The 21,658-nt window shown below is 58.3% G+C and carries 18 protein-coding genes; 6 read left to right on the top strand and 12 right to left on the bottom strand.

Translation table 11 applies throughout. The annotated features are described in order from the left end of the window. The first annotated feature begins 72 nt into the window (after window positions 1-72). Both acnA and OS190_RS14545 read left to right on the top strand, forming a co-directional pair. Window positions 73-2,856, top strand: a complete 2,784-nt coding sequence (gene acnA, locus OS190_RS14550; RefSeq protein WP_267159446.1) for an aconitate hydratase AcnA — start codon at window positions 73-75, stop codon at window positions 2,854-2,856. 102 nt (window positions 2,857-2,958) lie between these two features. Further along, complete coding sequence (locus OS190_RS14545) at window positions 2,959-3,645, top strand: SDR family NAD(P)-dependent oxidoreductase (protein WP_267159445.1); 687 nt, start codon at window positions 2,959-2,961, stop codon at window positions 3,643-3,645. 70 nt (window positions 3,646-3,715) lie between these two features. Here OS190_RS14545 and OS190_RS14540 read toward each other — a convergent pair whose 3' ends face one another. From OS190_RS14540 to yajC, 9 genes are all read right to left on the bottom strand, one after another. After that, the gene (locus OS190_RS14540; RefSeq protein WP_267159444.1) at window positions 3,716-4,255 is read right to left on the bottom strand and encodes a DsbE family thiol:disulfide interchange protein; all 540 of its coding nucleotides are present in this window, start codon (window positions 4,253-4,255) and stop codon (window positions 3,716-3,718) included. Next, the gene (ccmD, locus tag OS190_RS14535; protein ID WP_267159443.1) at window positions 4,248-4,403 is read right to left on the bottom strand and encodes a heme exporter protein CcmD; all 156 of its coding nucleotides are present in this window, start codon (window positions 4,401-4,403) and stop codon (window positions 4,248-4,250) included. Before ccmD ends, OS190_RS14540 begins: the two co-directional genes overlap by 8 nt. Then, window positions 4,403-5,137: a heme ABC transporter permease gene (locus OS190_RS14530; protein ID WP_267159442.1), complete on the bottom strand. Its 735-nt coding sequence runs from the start codon at window positions 5,135-5,137 to the stop codon at window positions 4,403-4,405. Before OS190_RS14530 ends, ccmD begins: the two co-directional genes overlap by 1 nt. A gap of 66 nt (window positions 5,138-5,203) precedes the next feature. Next, complete coding sequence (ccmB, locus tag OS190_RS14525) at window positions 5,204-5,860, bottom strand: heme exporter protein CcmB (RefSeq protein WP_267159441.1); 657 nt, start codon at window positions 5,858-5,860, stop codon at window positions 5,204-5,206. Then, entirely contained in the window at window positions 5,857-6,474 is a 618-nt protein-coding gene (gene ccmA, locus OS190_RS14520) for a heme ABC exporter ATP-binding protein CcmA (RefSeq protein ID WP_267159440.1), read from the bottom strand. Before ccmA ends, ccmB begins: the two co-directional genes overlap by 4 nt. Window positions 6,475-6,480: 6 nt before the next feature. Next, entirely contained in the window at window positions 6,481-6,834 is a 354-nt protein-coding gene (locus OS190_RS14515) for an Mth938-like domain-containing protein (RefSeq protein ID WP_267159439.1), read from the bottom strand. Window positions 6,835-7,027: 193 nt separating this feature from the next. Next, window positions 7,028-7,996, bottom strand: coding sequence for a protein translocase subunit SecF (gene secF / locus OS190_RS14510; RefSeq protein ID WP_267159438.1), 969 nt, complete (start codon window positions 7,994-7,996; stop codon window positions 7,028-7,030). Between the two features lie 3 nt (window positions 7,997-7,999). Then, entirely contained in the window at window positions 8,000-9,649 is a 1,650-nt protein-coding gene (secD, locus tag OS190_RS14505; RefSeq protein WP_267159437.1) for a protein translocase subunit SecD, read from the bottom strand. 48 nt (window positions 9,650-9,697) lie between these two features. Then, window positions 9,698-9,976, bottom strand: coding sequence for a preprotein translocase subunit YajC (gene yajC, locus OS190_RS14500; protein WP_267159436.1), 279 nt, complete (start codon window positions 9,974-9,976; stop codon window positions 9,698-9,700). A 405-nt stretch (window positions 9,977-10,381) separates the two neighbouring features. Here yajC and serS point away from each other — a divergent pair, with 405 nt between their 5' ends. Together serS and OS190_RS14490 are read left to right on the top strand one after the other, a co-directional pair. Beyond that, the gene (serS, locus tag OS190_RS14495; protein WP_267159435.1) at window positions 10,382-11,674 is read left to right on the top strand and encodes a serine--tRNA ligase; all 1,293 of its coding nucleotides are present in this window, start codon (window positions 10,382-10,384) and stop codon (window positions 11,672-11,674) included. A 96-nt stretch (window positions 11,675-11,770) separates the two neighbouring features. Beyond that, window positions 11,771-12,484 (top strand): TspO-related membrane protein, encoded by a 714-nt coding sequence (locus OS190_RS14490; RefSeq protein ID WP_267159434.1) that lies wholly within the window; start codon window positions 11,771-11,773, stop codon window positions 12,482-12,484. Window positions 12,485-12,576: 92 nt separating this feature from the next. On the opposite strand, the gene der is transcribed toward OS190_RS14490, so the two are convergent. The 3 genes from der to OS190_RS14475 all read right to left on the bottom strand — a co-directional run bounded on the left by der (window position 12,577) and on the right by OS190_RS14475 (window position 16,259). Beyond that, window positions 12,577-14,040 carry a ribosome biogenesis GTPase Der gene (der, locus tag OS190_RS14485; protein WP_267159433.1) on the bottom strand — a complete coding sequence of 488 codons (1,464 nt, stop codon included), beginning with the start codon at window positions 14,038-14,040 and terminating at the stop codon, window positions 12,577-12,579. Between the two features lie 60 nt (window positions 14,041-14,100). Then, window positions 14,101-15,468 (bottom strand): PQQ-like beta-propeller repeat protein, encoded by a 1,368-nt coding sequence (locus OS190_RS14480; protein ID WP_267159432.1) that lies wholly within the window; start codon window positions 15,466-15,468, stop codon window positions 14,101-14,103. A gap of 89 nt (window positions 15,469-15,557) precedes the next feature. Beyond that, the gene (locus OS190_RS14475) at window positions 15,558-16,259 is read right to left on the bottom strand and encodes a hypothetical protein (RefSeq protein ID WP_267159431.1); all 702 of its coding nucleotides are present in this window, start codon (window positions 16,257-16,259) and stop codon (window positions 15,558-15,560) included. A 228-nt stretch (window positions 16,260-16,487) separates the two neighbouring features. On the opposite strand from OS190_RS14475, the gene OS190_RS14470 reads away from it, so the two are divergent. Beyond that, the gene (locus tag OS190_RS14470; protein WP_267159430.1) at window positions 16,488-17,735 is read left to right on the top strand and encodes an efflux RND transporter periplasmic adaptor subunit; all 1,248 of its coding nucleotides are present in this window, start codon (window positions 16,488-16,490) and stop codon (window positions 17,733-17,735) included. Next, the gene (locus OS190_RS14465) at window positions 17,732-21,628 is read left to right on the top strand and encodes an efflux RND transporter permease subunit (protein ID WP_267159429.1); all 3,897 of its coding nucleotides are present in this window, start codon (window positions 17,732-17,734) and stop codon (window positions 21,626-21,628) included. Before OS190_RS14470 ends, OS190_RS14465 begins: the two co-directional genes overlap by 4 nt. Window positions 21,629-21,658: the final 30 nt, after the last annotated feature.

Here is a 21,658-nt window from a genome sequence, read left to right as displayed (position 1 = left end):
TTGATTAGAGCCCCCGACAGTGGCATCTAGGCATCAACATCCTATCGCCATCAGCCAGAAAGGGAGCCATCCATGACAATTCAAGTAGGTCAGGACACAGCCAATACCCGTAAAACGATAACCGCAGGTGATCAGACGGTCGCCTATTATTCCATTCCCGCCGCACAAGAAGCCGGGCTTGGCGATTTTTCAAAACTCCCCGCCGCGTTGAAAGTGGTGCTGGAAAACATGCTGCGGTTTGAGGATGGCAAGACCGTGAGCGTCGATGACATCAAGGCCTTTGCCGAATGGGCATCCAAGGGTGGCAAGAACCCACGCGAAATCGCCTATCGTCCGGCCCGTGTGTTGATGCAGGATTTCACTGGTGTACCGGCTGTGGTTGATCTGGCTGCGATGCGCGACGGTCTGGTGGCACTGGGTGGCGACGCCGAGAAAATCAATCCATTGAACCCTGTGGATCTGGTCATCGACCACTCCGTCATGATCGACGAATTCGGTAATCCCCGTGCTTTCCAGATGAACGTTGACCGCGAATACGAACGCAATATGGAACGCTATACCTTCCTCAAGTGGGGCCAAAAAGCATTTAACAACTTCCGCGTTGTGCCTCCGGGAACGGGTATTTGCCACCAGGTTAACCTTGAATATCTCGCGCAAACCGTCTGGACCGACAAAGACCAGAACGGCCAGGAAGTCGCCTATCCCGACACATTGGTCGGCACCGACAGCCACACCACAATGGTCAACGGCATGGCTGTTCTGGGCTGGGGCGTTGGCGGGATCGAGGCCGAAGCCGCCATGCTGGGCCAGCCGATTTCGATGCTGATCCCGGAAGTTGTCGGTTTTGAACTGACAGGCCGGATGATGGAAGGCACCACAGGCACCGACCTTGTGCTGAAGGTTGTTGAAATGCTGCGCGAAAAGGGTGTGGTCAGCAAATTTGTCGAATTCTATGGCGAAGGGCTGGACCATCTGCCACTGGCAGACCGCGCCACAATCGCCAACATGGCACCGGAATATGGCGCGACCTGCGGCTTCTTCCCGATTGACGGCGAAACCCTGCGCTACATGCGCACCACGGGCCGCGACGAAGACCGCATCGCATTGGTCGAAGCCTATGCCAAGGCCAACGGCATGTGGCGTGGCCCGGATTATGCGCCAATCTACACCGATACGCTCAGCCTTGACATGAGCACCATCGTACCCGCGATTTCCGGTCCGAAACGGCCACAGGATTTCATCGCACTCGACAAGGCGGCCGAAACCTTCGAAGCCTATATTCACGGCCAGCGTCATCAGAAAAAAGTACCGGCCTCCGAAAAGGACGAAATGACAGCCGAAGGCGGGCCTGTCTCGCCGGGCGACATCCCCGGAAAATTCGGTCCGCAAAACTCGGCACCGGTTGAGGGTCGGGATTACAAGCTGAACGACGGCTCGATCGTGATTGCCTCCATCACCTCCTGCACCAATACGTCGAACCCCTATGTGATGATCGGGGCGGGTCTGGTGGCGCGCAAGGCGCGTGAACTTGGCCTGAACCGCAAACCCTGGGTCAAGACATCGCTGGCACCGGGCAGTCAGGTGGTATCCGCCTATCTCGAAGCTGCCGGGTTGCAAGAAGATCTCGACGCCATCGGGTTCAACCTTGTTGGCTATGGCTGCACAACCTGCATCGGGAACTCGGGCCCTATCGCACCCGAACTGAGCAAAGCCATCAATGAGGGCGATCTCATCGCCACTTCCGTCCTGTCGGGCAACCGCAACTTTGAAGGGCGCATTTCTCCTGATGTGCGCGCCAACTATCTGGCCTCGCCACCGCTTGTTGTCGCCTATGCCCTGGTCGGTGACATGAATCACGATCTGGCAAACAGCCCCTTGGGACAGGACAAGGACGGCAATGACGTTTACCTGCGTGATATCTGGCCAACGACGCTCGAAATCGCCGAACTGGTCGAAAAGACCGTCACCCGTGAAGCCTTTCAGACCAAATATGCCGATGTCTTCAAAGGCGATGAGAAATGGCAGGGTGTCGAGACAACAGACGCCAAGACCTACGACTGGCCACCAACCTCGACCTACGTTCAGAACCCGCCCTACTTTCAGAACATGTCGCCCGAACCCGGCGTGATTACCAACATCGAAGGAGCCAAGGTTCTGGCCCTCCTCGGTGACATGATCACAACTGACCACATTTCGCCTGCTGGTTCGTTCAAGGAATCAACTCCGGCCGGCAAGTATCTGACAGAGCGGCAGGTTTCTCCGCGTGAATTCAACTCATACGGCTCGCGCCGTGGCAACCACGAGGTGATGATGCGCGGTACCTTCGCCAACATCCGCATCAAGAACGAGATGCTGGACGGTGTCGAGGGCGGCTATACCAAAGGTCCGGATGGCAAACAGACGTCCATCTTTGACGCTGCAATGGCGCATCAAGAGGCCGGCACACCCCTGGTTATCTTCGGTGGCGAACAATATGGTGCTGGCTCGTCCCGCGACTGGGCTGCAAAGGGCACGGCGTTGCTGGGCGTCAAGGCCGTCATCGCCGAAAGTTTCGAGCGCATTCACCGCTCCAACCTTGTCGGCATGGGCGTGATCCCCTTTGAGTTTACAAATGGCGATACACGCAAGACCCTGGGTCTGACGGGCGAGGAAACAGTATCCATTTCCGGTCTCGACACCATCAAACCCCTGCAGGAAGTGCCCTGTACCATCACAATGGCAGATGGCACCGTAAAAGAAATCACGTTGAAATGCCGCATCGATACCGCAATCGAGATCGAATATATCGAACATGGTGGCGTGCTGCACTACGTGCTGCGTGATCTTGCAAAATCCAGCGCAATTGCCGCTGAATAAACCGCCCCCCCGTGACCGGTGATCAGGCCCCCATCTGCATGTTGCAGTGGGGGCCTGTTTCGTTCACCCTCGCCCGAAGGCCAGTCAACAAGGGATCCCGCCATGAAACCAGTCCTGCTCGTAACCGGCGGTGCCCGTGGCATCGGCCGCGCCATTGTTGCGGAATTCCTCAAAGATCACGCAGTTGCCGCCACCTACCATACAACCGAACCGGATGATGCACAGGATGCCACAGCAGACCTGCTGATGATCCAGGCCGACCTGTCGTTCCCCGAAGCCGCCCGGACCGTCATTGACAGAACCATTGCGCGATTTGGCCGGTTAGATGTCATCATCAACAACGCCGGCGCGATAAAGACCGATGCCCAGGACCAGGGCGAAAACCACAGCATCAATCTTCTCGCGCCCATGGCCCTGCTCGACGCAGCCCTGCCCCATCTGGCAAGCGGTGCCAGCATCATTAACATTTCTTCCGTCAACGCCGTGTTCCCGGCAATGGGGGCCCTGTCCTACTCTGCCAGCAAGGCCGCGCTCAATACATGGACAAGTGGCATCGCTAAAACACTTGGTCCCCGTGGCATTCGCGTCAACGGCATCGCACCCGGGGCCATCGAAACCATCGATTCACCCCGCCCCGCCAGTCAGGTCAAGGCTTTCGTGGAAATGACAGCATTGGGTCGCATCGGTGTCCCGCAGGACATCGCAAAGGTCGCCCGTTTCCTCGCTTCGGAAGCAGCCGGCTTCATCACCGGCGAAACCCTCACCGTGTCAGGCGGGTACAGGCTTTGAGCGGGGGCAACGGGTTCTCCTCTTTTTGGCCTTATATACCGTCCGCACTCTCGCCCCGCACCCCTGCCGGTTATGGTTCCATCGCTGCCTTCAAGGCCGGAAGAAACCGCTGTTCGTAATCACTGCCGACCAAGGGTCCGGCAAAGCGAAACAGCACCTTGCCCTTGCCGTCCAGAATAAAGGTTTCCGGCGGGGCAGTCACACCCCAGTCGATCGAGGTGCGGCCACGCGGATCAAATCCAACGCCGATAAAGGGATTGCCGTCATCACGCAGGTATTTACCGGCATTTGCCTGGGTATCACGGATGTTGATACCGATGATTGGAATGCCCTGCGCCTGCATTTCCAATAACTTCGGGTGCTCGGCGCGACAGGGGGGACACCAGCTGGCCCAAAAGTTCACCAGCGACACCTCTCCCGAGGCCAGCATCTCGGCGGTTGCCTGCGGGAAACCTTCAAGCTGTTCCTCGCTGATCCCCGGTGCCAAGCGCCCAACCATTGTCGAGGGAAGCCCGTTTGGATCGTCGCGAAACATTCCGACAGCCGCCAAGGCAACAAACCCTGCAAAAACCAACGGCGGAGCCAGCATCAGGGGACGCATCTTAGCCATGATCCGCTGCCTCGGCCTCTGCCTTGGCCAATTCCGCACGTGCCCTTTGTCCGCGTCTCAGGCTCAGGCCAAGCAACAGCGCCAACAACAGCAGCGATGCGCCATAGGCCGATACAACCTCGACCGCATATTTGCCCAAATCCGGCATCACAGCGTCCTTTCCATTCGTGCCCGCAACGCCCGGATGCGGCGCAGCCTGATTTCAGTTCCCGTCCGATATAAAACCAGGGCGGCGAACAACAAGCCAAAGCCGATCATGCAGATCAGCAAAGGCACAAAAAAAACATCCGATACCGTGCGTGCCCCGGTGGTGACAGGGATCGACGTGCCTTGATGCAGCCCCTGATTCCAGAATTGAACCGCATAGCGTGACAGGACCGCAAAGACTGACCCGACAAGGCACAGAACAGAGGTCAGATCAGCAGCGGTATCAGGGTCTTCGATCGCTTCCCAAAGCGCCATATAACCCAGGTAGAACAGGAACAGGATCAGAAAGGAGGTCAGGCGCGGATCCCATTCCCACCATGTTCCCCACATCGGCTGTCCCCAGATCGCGCCGGTGATCAAGGCAATCAGCGTCATCACCAGCCCTACGGGAGCCGCCGCCTTGGCCGCCAGCGCGCTGACGTGATGACGTCGGACCAGCCAGATCAATGACGTGATCAGCATCATGAACCAGGCGTTGATCGCCATCAGGGCGGCAGGCACATGCAGATAGATGATTTTGACCGTCGATCCCTGTCGAAAATCATCTGGCGTCGCAAAAAATCCCCAAATCAGACCTGTTGCCAGACAGATCAAGGCGGCGGTCCAGAGAAAGGGTTGCACGCGGATGCTGAGGGCGAGAAACTTGACAGGATTTGCATAAGACCAAATAGACATAACCGCTATCTAATCCGCCCGCTGCGTCGCCTCAATGGGCAAATGATCACAGATTGCTGCGCCATGTTATCTCAAACCCATGCGCAGGACCGCGGCACTGGCAAATGGCATCAATGCAATCACGCCCAGGGTAATCCCTGCAAGCATCAGCAGCGGCGTTGAAACATCCAGGCCCGAGGCACCGCGTCGCGCAACCTCCGCCCCGAAAACCAGGGTCGGGACATACAGGGGCAGCACCAGCAGCGACAGCAACAACCCACCCCGCTTGATGCCCACGGTCAAGGCCGCACCAAAGGTGCCAATCACCGACAATGCAGGCGTTCCAAACGCCAGAGACACCACAAGCCAGCCATAGCCGGCAGGCTGCAGGTTCAACAAAACCCCCAGGACGGGCGCAGCAAGAACCAATGGCAGGCCTGTCGTTAACCAATGTGCCAGCGCTTTGATGCTGACCGCTGCCTCCAGCGGCAGCGGAGCGGTCAGCAGCAGGTCAAGCGTTCCGTCTTCATAATCGAGAGCCAGAAGACGGTCGAGCGACAGCAGACATGCCAACAGCGCCCCCAACCACAAGATTCCCGGCGCAATGACACGCAGCAGGTCAGTATGCGGACCGACACTGAAGGGCACCAAAGTTGTCACGATCAGGAAAAACGCCAGCCCAAGGCCAAACCCGCCTCCCGCCCGCAAGGCAAGACGCAGATCCCGTGTCAGCAAGGCGATCACAGAAAGGCCTCGTCACTGGCACCGGCGCGCTGACCGGCGGTGACGCGAAAAGGTGAAATGTCCAGCACTTCCGCCTCGATTCCCAGGTCTATATGCGTTGCCATCAAAGCTGTTCCGCCGGCTTGCAAATGGTGGCGCATAGCCTCTGCAAACATCGCGACTGCCTCCTTGTCCAGCGAAACCGTCGGTTCATCCAGCACCCAGACGGGACAGCCAGTCACCAACAACCGCGCCAGTCCCAGGCGGCGTTTTTGCCCTGCGGACAGGGTACCTGCCAGACGGTCTGCCAGAGGATGCAATGCATAGGCATCGAGGGCTTCGGCAATATCGCTTCCCCCAAACACCTGCGCCCAGAACCTCAGGTTCTCGGACACGCTCAACATCGCCTTGATGCCATCGGCATGCCCTGCATAGGCGATCCGTTCCGCAGCGCCAGAGATGTCGCCCGCAAGTGGTGGCTGCAACCCGGCAATGCAGCGCAGCAATGTCGTCTTGCCGGCTCCGTTCGGCCCCCGCAGGATCAACGCCTGCCCCGGCCCCACCGCGAAACTCAGGCCTGCAATCACAGGCAAACCGCCCCGCGCAAGGGTAAGGTTCTGGACGCGCAGCAGCATCGCCGCTCAGACCGGAAGCAGCGCAAGCGCCACCCTGCGACCCTCGCTGAGTAGAACGTTATAGGTGCGGCAGGCGGCAGGAGATGACATCGCTTCGACCCCGATGCCCGCCGATTGCAGTGGGTCAAGCAGGGCGTCGGGCAAATGGGAAACCTGCGCGCCTGTGCCGACGAACAACACATCGATCAGGTCTTTGAACAAGAGCAGTGCATCCACGTCTTCCAACCCTGCCCAGGTACGGGTGCCCGTGGGTCCCGTGATAACCGGCCCGTCAAACAGGTCACCGCCAATGCGGAAAAAGCCCGGTCCATAACCGTCAACGGGTTGCGAATCATTATACTCGATTTCATTCAGACGCATGGGTCATCCTTTCCACGGGGATCGCTCGACGATAACCGGGGCTACGATCGCGATACAGGTCTCGGGGCGAAATAACACATGGCAATCATCTTCGCACCGCTCTTTACCTGGCCTAGGGGGCAACATCGCCCGGCGGCGCGACATTGCAACCACAACGCACCGCCCCTGTTGACCAAAGGGCCGCTGCAAAGGCTTACGCGTCGATATTGGCGTATTGGTTGCCCGCATTTGCATCCGGTTTCGACCAATCACGTTTGACACCCAGATACAACAGGATCGCAGAGGCGACGAAGATCGACGAATAGGTTCCCACGATCACCCCCCAGATCATCGCGAAGACAAAGCCGCGGATAACATCCCCGCCCAACACGAACAAAGCGATCAGCGCAATCAATGTGGTGAAAGAGGTCATGAAAGTACGCGCCATTGTCTCGTTTATCGACAGGTTCAACACCTCTTTGAGGTCGCGCTTCTTGTATTTGCGCAGGTTTTCCCGAACCCGGTCAAAAACAACAACCGTATCGTTAAGCGAATACCCCACAATGGTCAGAAGCGCGGCAATGATGGCCAAGTCAAATCGGATCTGCAGTTCCGAAAAGATGCCGATGGTCAAGATTACGTCATGCACCAGCGCCAGCACCGCACCCGCCGCAAACTGCCATTCAAAGCGTAGCCAGATATAGATCAACACCGCACCAATCGCGAGAGCAACAGCAATGACAGCGGTCTGGATCAATTCCCCAGAGACCTTTGGCCCGACGGATTCAACCGACGTGAACTTGATATTGGGGCGCACTTCCTTCAGCGCCCCTTCTATGGCGTCGATGACATCTGTTGTCACCGCTTCCTGACCGTCCTGCGCCTGGATACGGATCATCGCCACATTCTGGTCGTCGCGAAACGACGGGTCAAATACCTCTGTGATACTGATATCACCCAATTCCAGCGCATCAATCGCCCCCCGATATTCCGCAATATCCACCGCCAGGGGACTTTCACTGCGGATCGTCGTGCCGCCGCGAAAATCAATCCCGTAGTTCAGCCCCTGAATCAGGAAGGACGCAAAGGCCACAACCATCATCAGTGCGGAAATCCCGAGCCAGATTTTCCAGCGTTTGAAGAAATCGAAATTCGGCGCTTCATTGAACAGACGCAAGCGCATGGATTATACCTCAATCGTTTTGGGACGTGCCCGTTCAAACCAGATGACCACCATCAGGCGAGTCACGAAAATGGCTGTGAACACCGACGTAATGATGCCGAACCCGAGCGTGATCGCAAAACCGCGAACAGGGCCAGAGCCTATGGCAAACAGAATGACCGCGGTGATCAGCGTTGTGATATTGGCATCAATGATCGCACTCAGTGCCTTTTCATAGCCCAGGGAAATGGCGCGTGCCGGTCCCTTCGCGGTTTTGAGTTCTTCGCGAATACGTTCAAAAATCAATACATTGGCGTCCACCGCCATACCAACGGTCAATACGATACCCGCAATCCCCGGCAAGGTCAGCGTCGCACCGACAAGGCTGAGCAGACCAAAGATCATCGCGACGTTGATCATCAGGGCAATATTGGCAAAAACACCAAACAGCCCATAACTCACAAACATGAAAAACAACACCGCGACAAAGGCCACGACGGTTGCAACCTTACCCGCATCAATACTGTCCTGGCCAAGTTCTGGACCGACGGTGCGTTCTTCAAGGAAATCGAGGCCCGCAGGCAGCGCACCGGCGCGCAGCAGAATTGCGAGGTTGGTTGACTCTTCCAGCGTGAAGTTGCCGGTGATGATGCCCGATCCACCGGGAATATGGCTCTGGATGGTCGGAGCGCTGATCACTTCATCGTCCAGAACAATGGCAAAGGGGGCACCGATGTTGGCAGCCGTATAGTCACCGAACTTACGGGCGCCCGAGGTGTCGAACCGGAAATTGACCGCCGGGCGGCCGTTTGAATCATAAGCAGGTTGCGCATCAACCAGTTGATCACCGGTTACAACCGGTGCGGATTCAACGACATAGAATGCGCCCGGTTCGTCAACTGACGGGATCACCTTGTTGCCGATGCCCGGATTGGCGTTGCCATCGGACCCGCGTGACACCACAGGATTGAAGCTGAGCTGGGCCGTCGTCCCGATAATCGCCTTTAGCTCCGCCGCAGATCCGATACCAGGTACCTGGATCAGAATACGGTCTGCCCCCTGACGCTGGATCGTCGGTTCGCGTGTACCAACCTCGTCGATCCTGCGCCGAATGATCTCCAGCGATTGCTGCATTGTACGTTCATTGGTCGCTTGTTTTTCTGCTTCTGACAGTGTGATGATGATCACACCGTCTTCGCCGCGCACGTCGATGTCCGTTGCGCCAGCGCCGGTCAGGGTCTGAACGGGGCGCGCATTGGCCCGCACGATTTCCATCGCCTCAGCCATCTTGGTTTCGTCATTCAGACGCACGCGCAATTCGTCGGCAGGGGATTGTTGGCGGCGCACCGGTGTCAGGCTGCGCAGTGCATCGCGCACCTCAGGCCATTGTGCTTCCATCCGGTTGGCGTAGACATCTTCGACTTTCACTTCGGCCAGCAGATGTGCACCACCGCGCAGGTCCAGCCCCAGATTGACCAACGACGACGGCATCCATTCGGGCCACAGTGCCTTTTGCGCTTCAAGCTCCGCCGTGCTGCCGGATAATTCAATCTCGGCGACGGCATCATTGTGCTGTTCGACCGGCGCATAGAACGCATTCGGCAGTGCAAGCCAGATGCCCAAAGCACAAGTCAACGCGATCAAAATCCGTTTCCACAGATCAATCTGGAGCATATCTGCGCCCTCTCCTAGGCTGGAAATGTCGTCATTTTGACAGGCGGTTTACTTCGCCGGCTCGGTCTTGGAGACCACTGTGGCAATGGTGGATTGCACAACGCGCACCTTGACGCCATCAGCGATCTCGACTTCGATCTCGCCGTCGTCCTTGACTTTGACCACCTTGCCGATCACGCCGCCCTGGGTGATCACCTGATCGCCACGACGCAGGGCTGCGACCATAGCAGCATGTTCCTTGACCTTCTTTTGCTGCGGGCGGATCAGCAGGAAATACATAATCGCAAAGATTAGGATAAGGGGGATGAATTGCTCGATACCGGCCATCGGATGGGTCCTTTTGAGTGGGCTTGGGCACCGTCTGGCACCCTGATTTGGCGTTTGGCAGAACCTATGTGCCCATACGGATGGGCGCAAGGTCGAAAGGACGGTTTTGGACGGTCTATCAAGGAATGACAGGCGATCCAGCTTGGCTTTGTTGCTTCGACCGATTTGAAACCCGTTGCACGCGCACTGGCCTGCAGCGCTCGCCGACAGATCAGAACAAGGTGATTCACTATTAACAGCCAGGCCCCCGCACCGGGAAACCGTTTCGGCGCTGATAGCTCGATGGCCTGAACCGGCCGCATCGCGTCACCATCAAGGCCCCCAACACAGCAAGAGCGCATCTACCCCTCCTCGCCACAATCCGGCATAAGGCATCAACTCGATTCATATTCAAGGACCGCCCCCATGCACGACATCCGCGCCATCCGCGAAAACCCAGCCGCCTTTGACGCCGCACTTGCCCGCCGCGGGGATGCGCCTGCTTCGGCCGAAGTCTTGAAACTTGACGAAGCACGTCGCGGTAAAATCGCCGCGGCAGAGGCGGCGCAGGCCGAACAGAACAAGGCCTCGAAACTGGTCGGTGCCGCCAAGGCCAAGGGTGATGAAACCGAATTCGAACGTCTGCGTGCCTTGGTCGGAGAGAAGAAAACAGAGGTCGCCGCAATGCAGGCCGCGGCCAAGGAGTTGGACGCCCAACTCACCGACATGCTGGCCCGCATCCCCAACAGCCCAGCCGAGGACGTGCCGCAGGGCACCGACGAGGCTGACAATGTTGAAGTCAAGAAATGGGGCCACATTCCCTCATTCGATTTCACACCGGTCGAACATTTCGAGATCAAAGGTGTCGCATCCTCGATGGATTTCGAAACCGCGGCCAAGACCTCCGGTGCACGCTTTGTCATGCTGAAAGGCGCCGTGGCTCGTATCCACCGTGCTCTGGCGCAATTCATGCTGGACACCCATGTGGATCAGAACGGGCTGACCGAAGTGAACACCCCCGTACTGGTCAAGGACGAAGCCATGTATGGCACCGACAAACTGCCGAAATTTGGCGAGGACAGCTACCAGACCACCAATGGCTGGTGGCTGGTGCCGACCTCCGAGGTGCCGCTGACGTATACGGCAGCGGATGACGTGCTGGACGAGGGCGATCTGCCCAAGCGTTATACCGCGCATACGCTGTGTTTCCGCTCAGAAGCCGGCAGTGCCGGACGCGATACTTCCGGCATGCTGCGTCAGCACCAATTTGAGAAAGTCGAGATGGTCAGCGTAACCCATCCTGATGAAAGCGACGCAGAACAAAAGCGCATGCTGGGCTGTGCCGAGGGCATCCTCGAAGCACTTGGCATTCCCTATCGCACCGTAATTCTGTGTACCGGCGACATGGGGTTCGGGGCGCGGCGCACCTTTGACATCGAAGCATGGGTGCCGGGGCAGAACACCTATCGCGAGATTTCCAGTGTTTCGACCACGGGTGATTTTCAGGCCCGTCGTATGAATGCACGTTTCAAACCAAGGGACGGTGGCAAACCGCAATTCGTTCATACCCTGAACGGATCCGGACTGGCCGTGGGCCGTTGCCTCATCGCAGTACTGGAAAACGGGCAGCAGGCAGATGGTTCGGTCATTCTGCCCGAGGCACTTGGCCAATACCTTGGCGGCAAGACAAGACTGACAACCGAAGGTGCTCTTGCGTAAACCACGCTCTTTTAGCCTGCGGGACTGACATCGCTTTGCATTGACGCGCTTCAATGGCAAGCTATCTTGCGTAGATGCAAAGCGAAAGGTTTTCCCATGCAGCGCTCTCGCCCGGCAATTTCAGTGCTCTGTTTTGTTCTTAGCATTGCCTTTGCGGCCGCGCCTTTTCTGGTCAGTGGCTTTGCGGGATTCGACCCCGACCAGTTTCCGGTCCCGCAGGAAAACCCGCCGGTTCAGCCTGCCGGCTATGCATTTGCGATTTGGGGCGTAATCTATGGCTGGCTGATCATCGGAACCGGCTGGGGAGCGATCATGGCACGGTTTGACGGGCAATGGCACGACATGCGCAAACCCCTGTGCCTGTCCCTGGCAGTCGGCACCACATGGCTTGCGGTGGCGGTGTCCAGTCCGGTCTGGGCCAGCCTGCTGATCTGGATCATGTTGGGTGCTGCCCTTGCCGCCCTGTTCCTTGCGCCCGTAAACGATCAGACGTGGGCGGCATGGCCTGTGGGCCTCTATGCCGGATGGTTGTCGGCCGCGGCCTGTGTGTCGCTGGGCCTGCTGGCAGCCGGATATGGTTATATGGATCAAACCACCGCTGCACTGGTCTTTGTCGGACTTGCAATTGTCATCGCAGGATTGGTCCAAGGGGCTCTGGGCCGCGCGCCTACCTACGGCATCGGCGTGATCTGGGCACTGGTTGCACTGGTGGTACAAAATATGGAAAGCGCGCCGCTTGTCGCCTATGTCGCAGGCGGCGGGGCGCTGGTCCTGTTGGTGCCGACCCTACGGTCCTTCCGAGCAATGTAACCCTGGCATGTTTTCATGACAACGGATGACACAGCCAGAGTACCAGTGCAGCGTTGACCGCAGAACCAAACGCAAGCGACAAGAACCGCAGCTCAGTCGCGCCGCCGCCCGGCGGTATGCTTGCGCAGTTTGGACGGCGGAGCCTTTTTGCGCCCTTTATAAGGGTTGGCGTCATTCTGTCCGCGCATCCAGAGTCGGATCGGCGTGCCTGGCATGTCGAAATCTACCCGCAGATTGTTCACCAGATAGCGGCTGTAGCTTTCAGGCACTTTATCAGGATGGCTGCACATCACGACAAAACCGGGTGGGCGGGTCTTGGCCTGCGTCATGTAGCGCAGCTTGATGCGTTTGCCTTGCGGTGCGGGAGGGGGATGTGCCTCCATCATGCCTGCCAGCCAACGGTTCAGTTGTGCCGTTGTCACGCGCCGGTTCCAGGTTTCATAGGCCCTCATGATCGCCTCATGCAAACGGTCGAGCCCACGGCCGGTCCTGGCGCTTACCGTGATCAGAGGCGCACCGCGCAGTTGCGGCAGCAGACGCTCGAAACTTTCCTTTAGGCCCTTCAGCTTTGCTTGACGGTCCTCTTCCACGTCCCATTTGTTCACCGCCACCACAACGGCGCGCCCTTCCCGTTCTGCCAGATCGGCAATGCGTAGATCCTGTTGTTCGAATGGAATCTCCGCATCCAGCAATACCACCACGACCTCGGCAAACTTTACCGCCCGCAAACCATCGGAAACACTGAGCTTTTCCAGTTTTTCCTGCACCTTGGCCTTTTTGCGCATACCTGCTGTGTCAAAGATACGCATGGGAACGTCATTCCACACTTTGCGCAGGGAAATCGCATCTCGCGTGATGCCGGCCTCTGGTCCGGTCAACAGGCGGTCTTCGCCCAATATCTGGTTGATCAGCGTGGATTTACCGGCGTTCGGGCGTCCGACAACGGCAACCTGCATCGGTTTGGCCTTGGTGGGCATGCGCACCGCGTCGGGATCTTCGGCTTCATCTTCGCTCAGGTCCACATCGGTTTCAGGTGCGTCATCATCGGCGCGTTCGGCGTATTTATCGGCCAGTGGCACCAGCATCGCATAGAGGTCGTTCAACCCCTCACCGTGCTCTGCGGACAGGCTGATCGGCTCACCCAGACCCAGGGAATAGGCTTCAAGTGCGCCCGCTTCGCCCGCTTTGCCTTCAGCCTTGTTGGCTGCCAGAATCACATTTGCGGACCGCTTGCGCAGGATGTCGGCGAACACCAGATCAGAGGGCGTGATCCCCACCCGCGCATCCACCATGAACAGGCAGACATCCGCCATATCAACGGCGCGTTCCGTCAGACGGCGCATCCGGCCCTGCAGGCTATCGTCGGTGACTTCTTCCAGGCCGGCTGTATCAATCACGGTAAAGCGCAGATCGGCCAGTCGTGCCGCACCTTCGCGCAGATCGCGTGTGACACCGGGCTGGTCATCGACCAAAGCAAGGCGCTTGCCAACAAGACGGTTAAACAACGTGGATTTACCGACGTTCGGGCGGCCCACGATGGCGAGAGTAAAAGACATTTCACGGCTCCAAAGGCCAAAATCGGCCCGGTCAAGTCCGCGCTTTAGACCATTTCACGCTCAACGGAAAGCGAGCAATTGTCCCTTGCGGGAAACCACGTAGAGGGTGCCCCCCACCACAATCGGTGCTGTCGTCGCTCCACCCGGGATTTCAACGGTGCCGGTAACTGCACCGCTGACGGGATCGAAACTGCGCAACATGCCGTCATTGGAGGCCACGATCACCCGTCCCCCAGCAATCACCGGACCATGATGGGCAAACACCTCGGCACGGCGCAGGGGGCGGTCCTTGACAAAATTCGGCAGTTGCACGCCCCAGATACGGCTACCGTCCGAGGCATCCAGACGCAGCAATTCGTTCAGATCCGAGATCAAGAAGATGCTGTCGCCCGCAGGCCAGACCGGCGTGATCGCACCGCTGCGCGCCGACCAAATCCGGTCACCACTGCCAAGATTGAGTGCGGACAACCGTCCCGACTGGTTGCCGACAAAGATCCGTTCCCCCGACACAACGGGGGGGGAAGTCACATCAGAAATCGACGACAGGGCGCGGCCGGGACGCTTGCCCACAACAGAGGTCGTCCAACGCGACAGACCACCTTGACGGAATACCGCCTGCACCTCGCCCGAGCCATAGGAAAATATCGCCAGTTGATTGGTGACGACGGGCGCAGGCGTGCCAAGCACATTATTGATGCTGGTGCTGCCACTGGTCTGCCATTCAACACGGCCGTCGGTCTTGTTGACCGCCCAACCGGTATCATCGCCTGCTGTCAGATAGACCAGATTGCCGAATACTGTCGGCACGCCCGACCCGGAGGCGTCAAGGTCTTGTGACCAGCGCGGCATGCCCGTCGCCACATCCAGCGCAGTCAGAACGCCATAGCCGATGGAAACATAAAGCGTGTCGCCCTCAACCGCGAGACCGCCGCCCGACCCCTGACCCTGCCTGTCGCTGGCCGGTGTCAGATCGCGCGTCCAAAGGGTTGCACCAGAGGTCGAGGTCGCCGTCACTTGTGCACCCGAGTCCAGGGTGAACACCCGCCCCGCATCGGCAACCGGATCAGCCGTGATGCGCAACCGGCGGCTGTCGCCATTGCCAATATCCGCAGACCAGACGAGTTGTGGGTTTGTACGCAGTGCGGGATGGGCGTTGCGATATTTGGCAGTGCCTGTGGCATGGGTCCAGCTGGCGTTGTTCTTGGCAGCGCCCAAAGAAATAGGGCGGCTGATGTTTTCACCGCCAATTTCGTCTTCGGGGGTAACCAGTTCCGGATTTTGCAGCACCGCGCCGACATCCTCACGCGGTCCGGGCAGATAGGTCTCGCGTTCGTTACATCCTGCCAGCAGCAAACCTCCTGCCAAAAGCGGTATGATCCAAAACTTTGACTCAAACGCCTTGGTTCCAAAAGAACGCGGATAGATCATGGCCCTGCTCACTTCTGCTTTGTCGCTCTTTTACCCGTTTGGCCTGTGCCGCTGCGGGTCGTCGATTAATTCGCAACCAAATCGGTCTGTCAATTTCCCTGGATCAGAGCGTCATCTTTCACCAGATCACCTGCATCTGGCACCTCCGGCGCCCCGCCCAAGGCTACAATCACCTGTAGGGCGCGTTGTTGCAAGTCTGTGCTGACCTCTGCATCGTCGATTATCGCTTGATAGCGGTCGATGGCAGCCTGCGTGTCACCGGTCTCGATGTCAATCAGCGCCAGTTGCTCCTGCGCCAGAAGGCGCAGCGCATTGCCAGGTTGGGCCATCGCTTCAAACGACTGGCGCCGCTCCCCAGCGGGTACATCGGTGCCTTGCAGGGTAAGCGCTTTGAACCCGGCCAACTGACGGTAGATCTGTGGAACATCGCTGTCGATCGCCAGAGCATTCAAAGTCTCTGCCGCGGCTGACTCATCCCCCGCCTGCGCCTGCTCCGCGGCGGTCATCATCCGCACTATCGCGGCTGATGTCGGAGTTGCGGGATCAATCGCCGTCAATGTCACGGCCCGCTGAGAAGGGTCGTCCAGCGACAGCGCAGCAAGCATCGCATCCCCCAATTCTTCGGCCTGAGAACGGGCTTGCGCCTTGTTGTATTCCGTATAGGCAGCCCCGCCCACGATTCCAAGGATCGCCAGAACCGCAATCCAGCCGTAGCGGCGCAGCAGCCCATAGAGCCGGTCACGGCGGACCTCTTCGTTGACCTCTTCGACAAAGCCGTCTGTATTACTCATGAATTCCTGCCCCTGGCACCGCTGGTTTGCCCCCTCTTATCGTGCAGGACCGCCCAAGCCAAGTCCCAGCGATACCTGCCCTGATTCAGTAGGCAAAGAGGCCGGGTTGGCCGACATGTCGCAGGCTAAAATTTTTTTTATCTAAACTGGTCTGTTTACTTGTCATACTTTACATAGCTCCCAACGACGTTGGGTAAGGTATCCAGCGGATACGACGCGAGGATAGACATGCGTGTTTTCTCCATACTGGCCGCACTTGCGGTGACGGTTATTCTGGCCATGTCAATCCTGGCTCGACCACAGCTTGCGGCCTTGTTTGGTGCCCCGTCCACTGAGGCGGATAATGGCGGGCCCCTTACCCCAACGGCAGAAAGCGGCGCACCGGCGACCGACCCAGAAAACACTGTCAAGGTCATGGTGCGAAAGGTTCAGGGGCGCGACGTCGACAGCGCCGTGATTCTGCGCGGCGAAACCAAGGCCGCCCGCGAGGTGGACGTACGCTCCGAAACCTCCGCCATCGTGATTTCGGACCCCCTGCGCAAGGGCACAGAAGTCAAGGCAGGCGACGCCCTGTGCGTATTGGACCCCGGCACACGCGGTGCCGCATTGGACGAAGCCCGCGCGCGTCTTTCGGAAGCAGAATCGCGTGTGCCCGAAGCCGAAGCACGGGTCGAAGAAGCCCGCGCCCGTCTGGAAGAAGCCGAAATCAACCAGAATGCAGCGTCCCGTCTGGGGCAGGATGGTTTTGCAACCCAGACCCGGGTGGCAGGTGCGGATGCGGCGGCAGCCGCCGCCAAAGCCGGCATCACCTCGGCCTCTTCCGGGCTCAGTGCGGCACGGGCGGGTATCGAGGCAGCTACCGCCGCCGTGGCCAAGGCAGAAAAGGAAATTGCGCAACTCACCATCACCGCCCCGTTCAGCGGACTGCTTGAAAGCGATACCGCCGAACTGGGCAGCCTCATGCAGCCTGGATCGCTATGTGGCACGATTATCCAGTTGAATCCGATCAAGCTGGTTGGATTCGTCCCTGAAACAGAGGTGCATCGCGTCACCCTCGGGGCGACGGCGGCGGCGCGGCTGGCGGCTGGCGGGCGCGAGGTGATGGGTAACGTTACCTTCCTGTCACGCTCTGCAGACCCTCAAACCCGGACATTTCGCGTCGAGATTGATGTCGATAATTCCGACCTTGGCATCCGCGACGGCCAAACCACTGAAATTGCCATCTCCTCTGAAGGGGTAAAGGCGCATTTGATCCCGCAGTCCGCACTGACGCTGAATGATGACGGTGCCCTGGGCGTGCGGTTGGTCGATGCGCGGTCAATGGTCGCCTTTGCCCCCGTCAACATCATGCGCGACACGGTCGAAGGCGTTTGGGTCACGGGCCTGCCCGAGGAGGCGGATGTGATTGTCCTGGGGCAGGAATATGTGACCGCCGGTGTCACGGTCGCCCCAACCTGGGAAGAGGCTGTCCAATGACCGGGATCGTCGACTGGGCCGCCAACCGCGCCCGAATGGTGCTGGCCTTTATTCTGTTAAGCCTCGTTGTCGGGGGATACGCCTATTCCACCCTGCCAAAAGAAGGCGAACCCGACATCGAAATCCCCGCACTGTTCGTTTCCGTACAATTCCCGGGAATTTCAGCGGCTGACAGTGAAACGCTGCTGGTCAAACCGATGGAAACCGAATTGTCCGATCTGGATGGATTGAAAAAGATGTCCGGCACCGCGGCCGAAAATTATGCAGGCGTGGTGCTGGAATTCGAATTCGGTTGGGACAAGACCAAGATCATGGCCGATGTGCGCGATGCAATGTCGACAGCCGAATCGCAGTTCCCTGATGGTTATGAAAAATATTCGATAAACGAGATCAACTTTTCCGAATTTCCGATCATCATCGTGAACCTGACCGGCCCCGTGCCGGAACGCACGATGGCCCGTGTCGCGCGCGATTTGCAGGACGACCTTGAGGGGCTGGATGCGGTGCTTGAAGCGGGCCTTGCCGGGGACCGCGACGAGATGCTGGAAGTGATCATCGACCCCCTGCGCCTTGAAGCCTACAACGTGACCGCGGGCGAATTGATCAATGTGGTGCAGAACAACAACCAGCTGATCGCGGCGGGCGAGATCGAAAATGCGCAAGGTTCGTTTGCGATCAAGATCCCATCAAGTTTTGACGAACCGCGTGACGTCTATGCCCTTCCGGTCAAGACAAACGGCGACCGCGTGGTCACGCTGGGCGATCTGGCGCAGATCAACCTGACATTCGAGGATCGCAAGGGCACGGCACGTTTCAACGGTGAAAAAACGCTGGCGCTTCAGGTGGTCAAACGCAAAGGGTACAACCTGATTGATACATCGACTCTTGTAAAAGAAATCGTGGATGAACGGTCCGCCGACTGGCCTGAGGGTCTGCGGGCAGCGGTGACAGTGGGTACCTCGAACGATCAAAGTCGCGTCGTGGATTCAATGGTTCAGCAGCTTTTGGGTTCGGTCTTTACCGCCATTGCGCTGGTGATGATTGTGGTTCTGGCCGCCCTTGGCATCCGTGCGGCCCTGCTGGTCGGTTTCGCTATCCCGACATCCTTCCTGCTCTGTTTTGCTTTTCTCGCGCTGATGGGCATTTCGGTGTCCAACATCGTGATGTTCGGCCTGATCCTTGCCGTGGGGATGCTGGTCGATGGTGCCATCGTCGTGGTGGAATACGCCGATGCACGCCAGCAACAGGGGGACGGCCCGATGCAGGCCTATACCGTGGCCGCCAAGCGGATGTTCTGGCCGATCATATCCTCCACCGCCACCACGCTTTGTGCGTTCCTGCCGATGCTATTCTGGCCCGGTGTGCCGGGGCAGTTCATGGGGATGCTGCCGGTTACGCTGATCTTCGTGCTTTCGGCTTCACTGGTTGTCGCGCTGATCTACCTGCCCGTCATGGGTGGCGTGACGGGACGTCTGGAACGATGGATGGCGGACAACATGGAGGCGATTGCAGGCCTGCGTTGGTATCTTCATTCCCTGCTGTTCCCGGTGGCGATCCTGATGATCATGCTGCCGTTCGCCGTGATGGCGCCCCTGTTCGCTGTGATTTCAGCGCAATTTGCCGGAATGGACGGATTAAACGTCCTTGGCTCCGTGATCCCGACATTTGCCACCGTCTTTCTTTGTATCCTCGCACTGGCGGCGCTTCTGACCATCGGTCTGTCCGGTGGCATGATGGCCCTGCTTGCCTTCTTTGCTGTCTTTACCCGTGCGGGACGTGGCGGACGCTGGCTCACTGCGAAACTGTTTCGAAACGTGCCCGCCCGGATCGAAGCAGGCTACCGGCGCAACGCTTTCGGCAGTGTGATGGCAGCAATTGTCGGCAATCCCGCGATGCCGCTGGTGATGGCGGGCCTTGTCTTTGTCTTTGTCGGCACGGTGATGATTTTCTTTGGCAATAACTCCAAGGGTGTTGAATTCTTTGTGGAATCCGAACCGGAACAAGCCATCGTGTATGTTCTGGCACGTGGAAACCTGTCCCTGAGCGAAAAGGACGCACTGCTCAAGCGCGCCGAAGCCATTGTGCTGCAGCACCCCGGAGTACAGACCGCCTTTGCCTTCGCCGGCGAAGGTGGGCTGAACAGCAATACGGGAGGCGCACAATCGCCCAAGGACAGCATCGGCCAAATCCAGTTCGAGACAATCCCATGGGAAGACCGGCCCCACAAGGTGACCACATTGTTCACGATCCCCTTGCTTGGTTTCGATGTGAATCGCGACATCCAGGATCCGGCATTTGACGGGGATGTGATCATCGCAGAACTTACCGAACAGATGTCAGAATTGCCCGGCATTCGGGTCGAAATCCTGCCCCTTGCGATGGGGCCAGCCTCGGCCAAGCCCGTGCATATGCGTATCAAATCCGACAGCTTTGTTGATCTGATGACCGCGACCGCACAGGTACGGGCATTTTACGAACAAGTGCCGGGTCTCACCCTGATCGAGGACACGCGCCCCCTGCCGGGCATTGACTGGCAGATTGACGTGGATGTGGAAAAGGCCGGTCGCTATGGTGCGGATGTGGTCACGGTCGGTGCCATGGTACAACTGGTCACGCGCGGTTTGCTGCTTGATAACATGCGAGTCGACAGTTCGGATGAAGAGATCGAAATCCGCGTAAGGCTTCCCGAAAAAGATCGTGTGCTCAGCACATTGGATACGCTCAAGGTACGCACGGCGGACGGGCTTGTGCCCCTGAGCAATTTCATCACCCGCACACCAGTGCCCAAATTGGCTGAAATCAATCGGATAGACCAAAAACGCTATCTGGACGTCAAGGCAGATGTGGCACCGGGATTGATGAAAGTGGTAAAGACCACCCGCGTCGACGGTGAGGATGTTGACACCACGCTTGCCACCCTGCGCCCCGCGGGCAACGACCCCGATCTTCTCTCGCCTGATGGGGTTCCCTATAAAATCACCCGACGTACCGAGGCAGCCCAAGATGTTGATCTGGGCGGCGGAGTGAAAGACAGTTCACTGCGCCTGCTGCCGATCAATGCCAACGAACGGATTGACGAGATCACAAAATGGCTGGATGAAAAACCACTGCCCTTCGGGGTGACCACCGAATGGACCGGCGATCAGGAGGATCAGGCTGAATCACAGGCGTTCCTCAGTTCCGCCTTTACCGCAGCACTTGGCCTGATGTTCATCATCCTGCTGGCGCAGTTCAACTCGTTCTACAATGCGGTACTGGTGTTGCTGGCAGTAGTCCTTTCAACCACGGGGGTTCTCATCGGGATGTTGGTGATGGACCAGACGTTTTCCATCATCATGACCGGCACGGGGATTGTCGCGCTTGCGGGGATCGTGGTAAACAACAACATCATCCTGATTGATACCTATCAGGAATACGAACGCTATATGCCACGGATCGAGGCGATCATTCGTACGGCTCAGGCGCGCATCCGCCCCGTTTTACTGACGACAATTACAACCATGGCAGGGCTGGCCCCAATGATGTTCGGCCTTAGCCTGAACTTTGCGGATGGTGGCTATACCATCGACAGTCCAACCGCCCTGTGGTGGAAACAACTGGCAACTGCTGTGGTTTTTGGCCTGGGTATTGCGACGGTTCTGACCTTGTTGGTGACGCCGTCGATGCTGGCCATTCGGGTCTGGGCCACGACCTACATCCGCTGGATCGCACGGTTGCTGGCCAAAATGTCGATGGGACGCGCCAGCATGGCCGCCCGCGATTGGGCACTGCAACGCGACGCCCGACGCAAGACGGCGGATGAAATCATCTGGGACGACGACTCTGTCGTGGCTGTCACACCAATGACCGCCCCCCAAGTGTCACCCGCGGTCAACGCCACGGCAGCACAATAACGCCGATCAAGAGAATGTGAGGCTGCCGCC

Source organism: Sulfitobacter sp. F26204 (assembly GCF_026410305.1).
Lineage (GTDB): Bacteria > Pseudomonadota > Alphaproteobacteria > Rhodobacterales > Rhodobacteraceae > Sulfitobacter.
The sequence above is the reverse complement of the archived record's forward strand: the minus strand, read 5'-3'. Positions and strand labels throughout refer to the sequence as shown.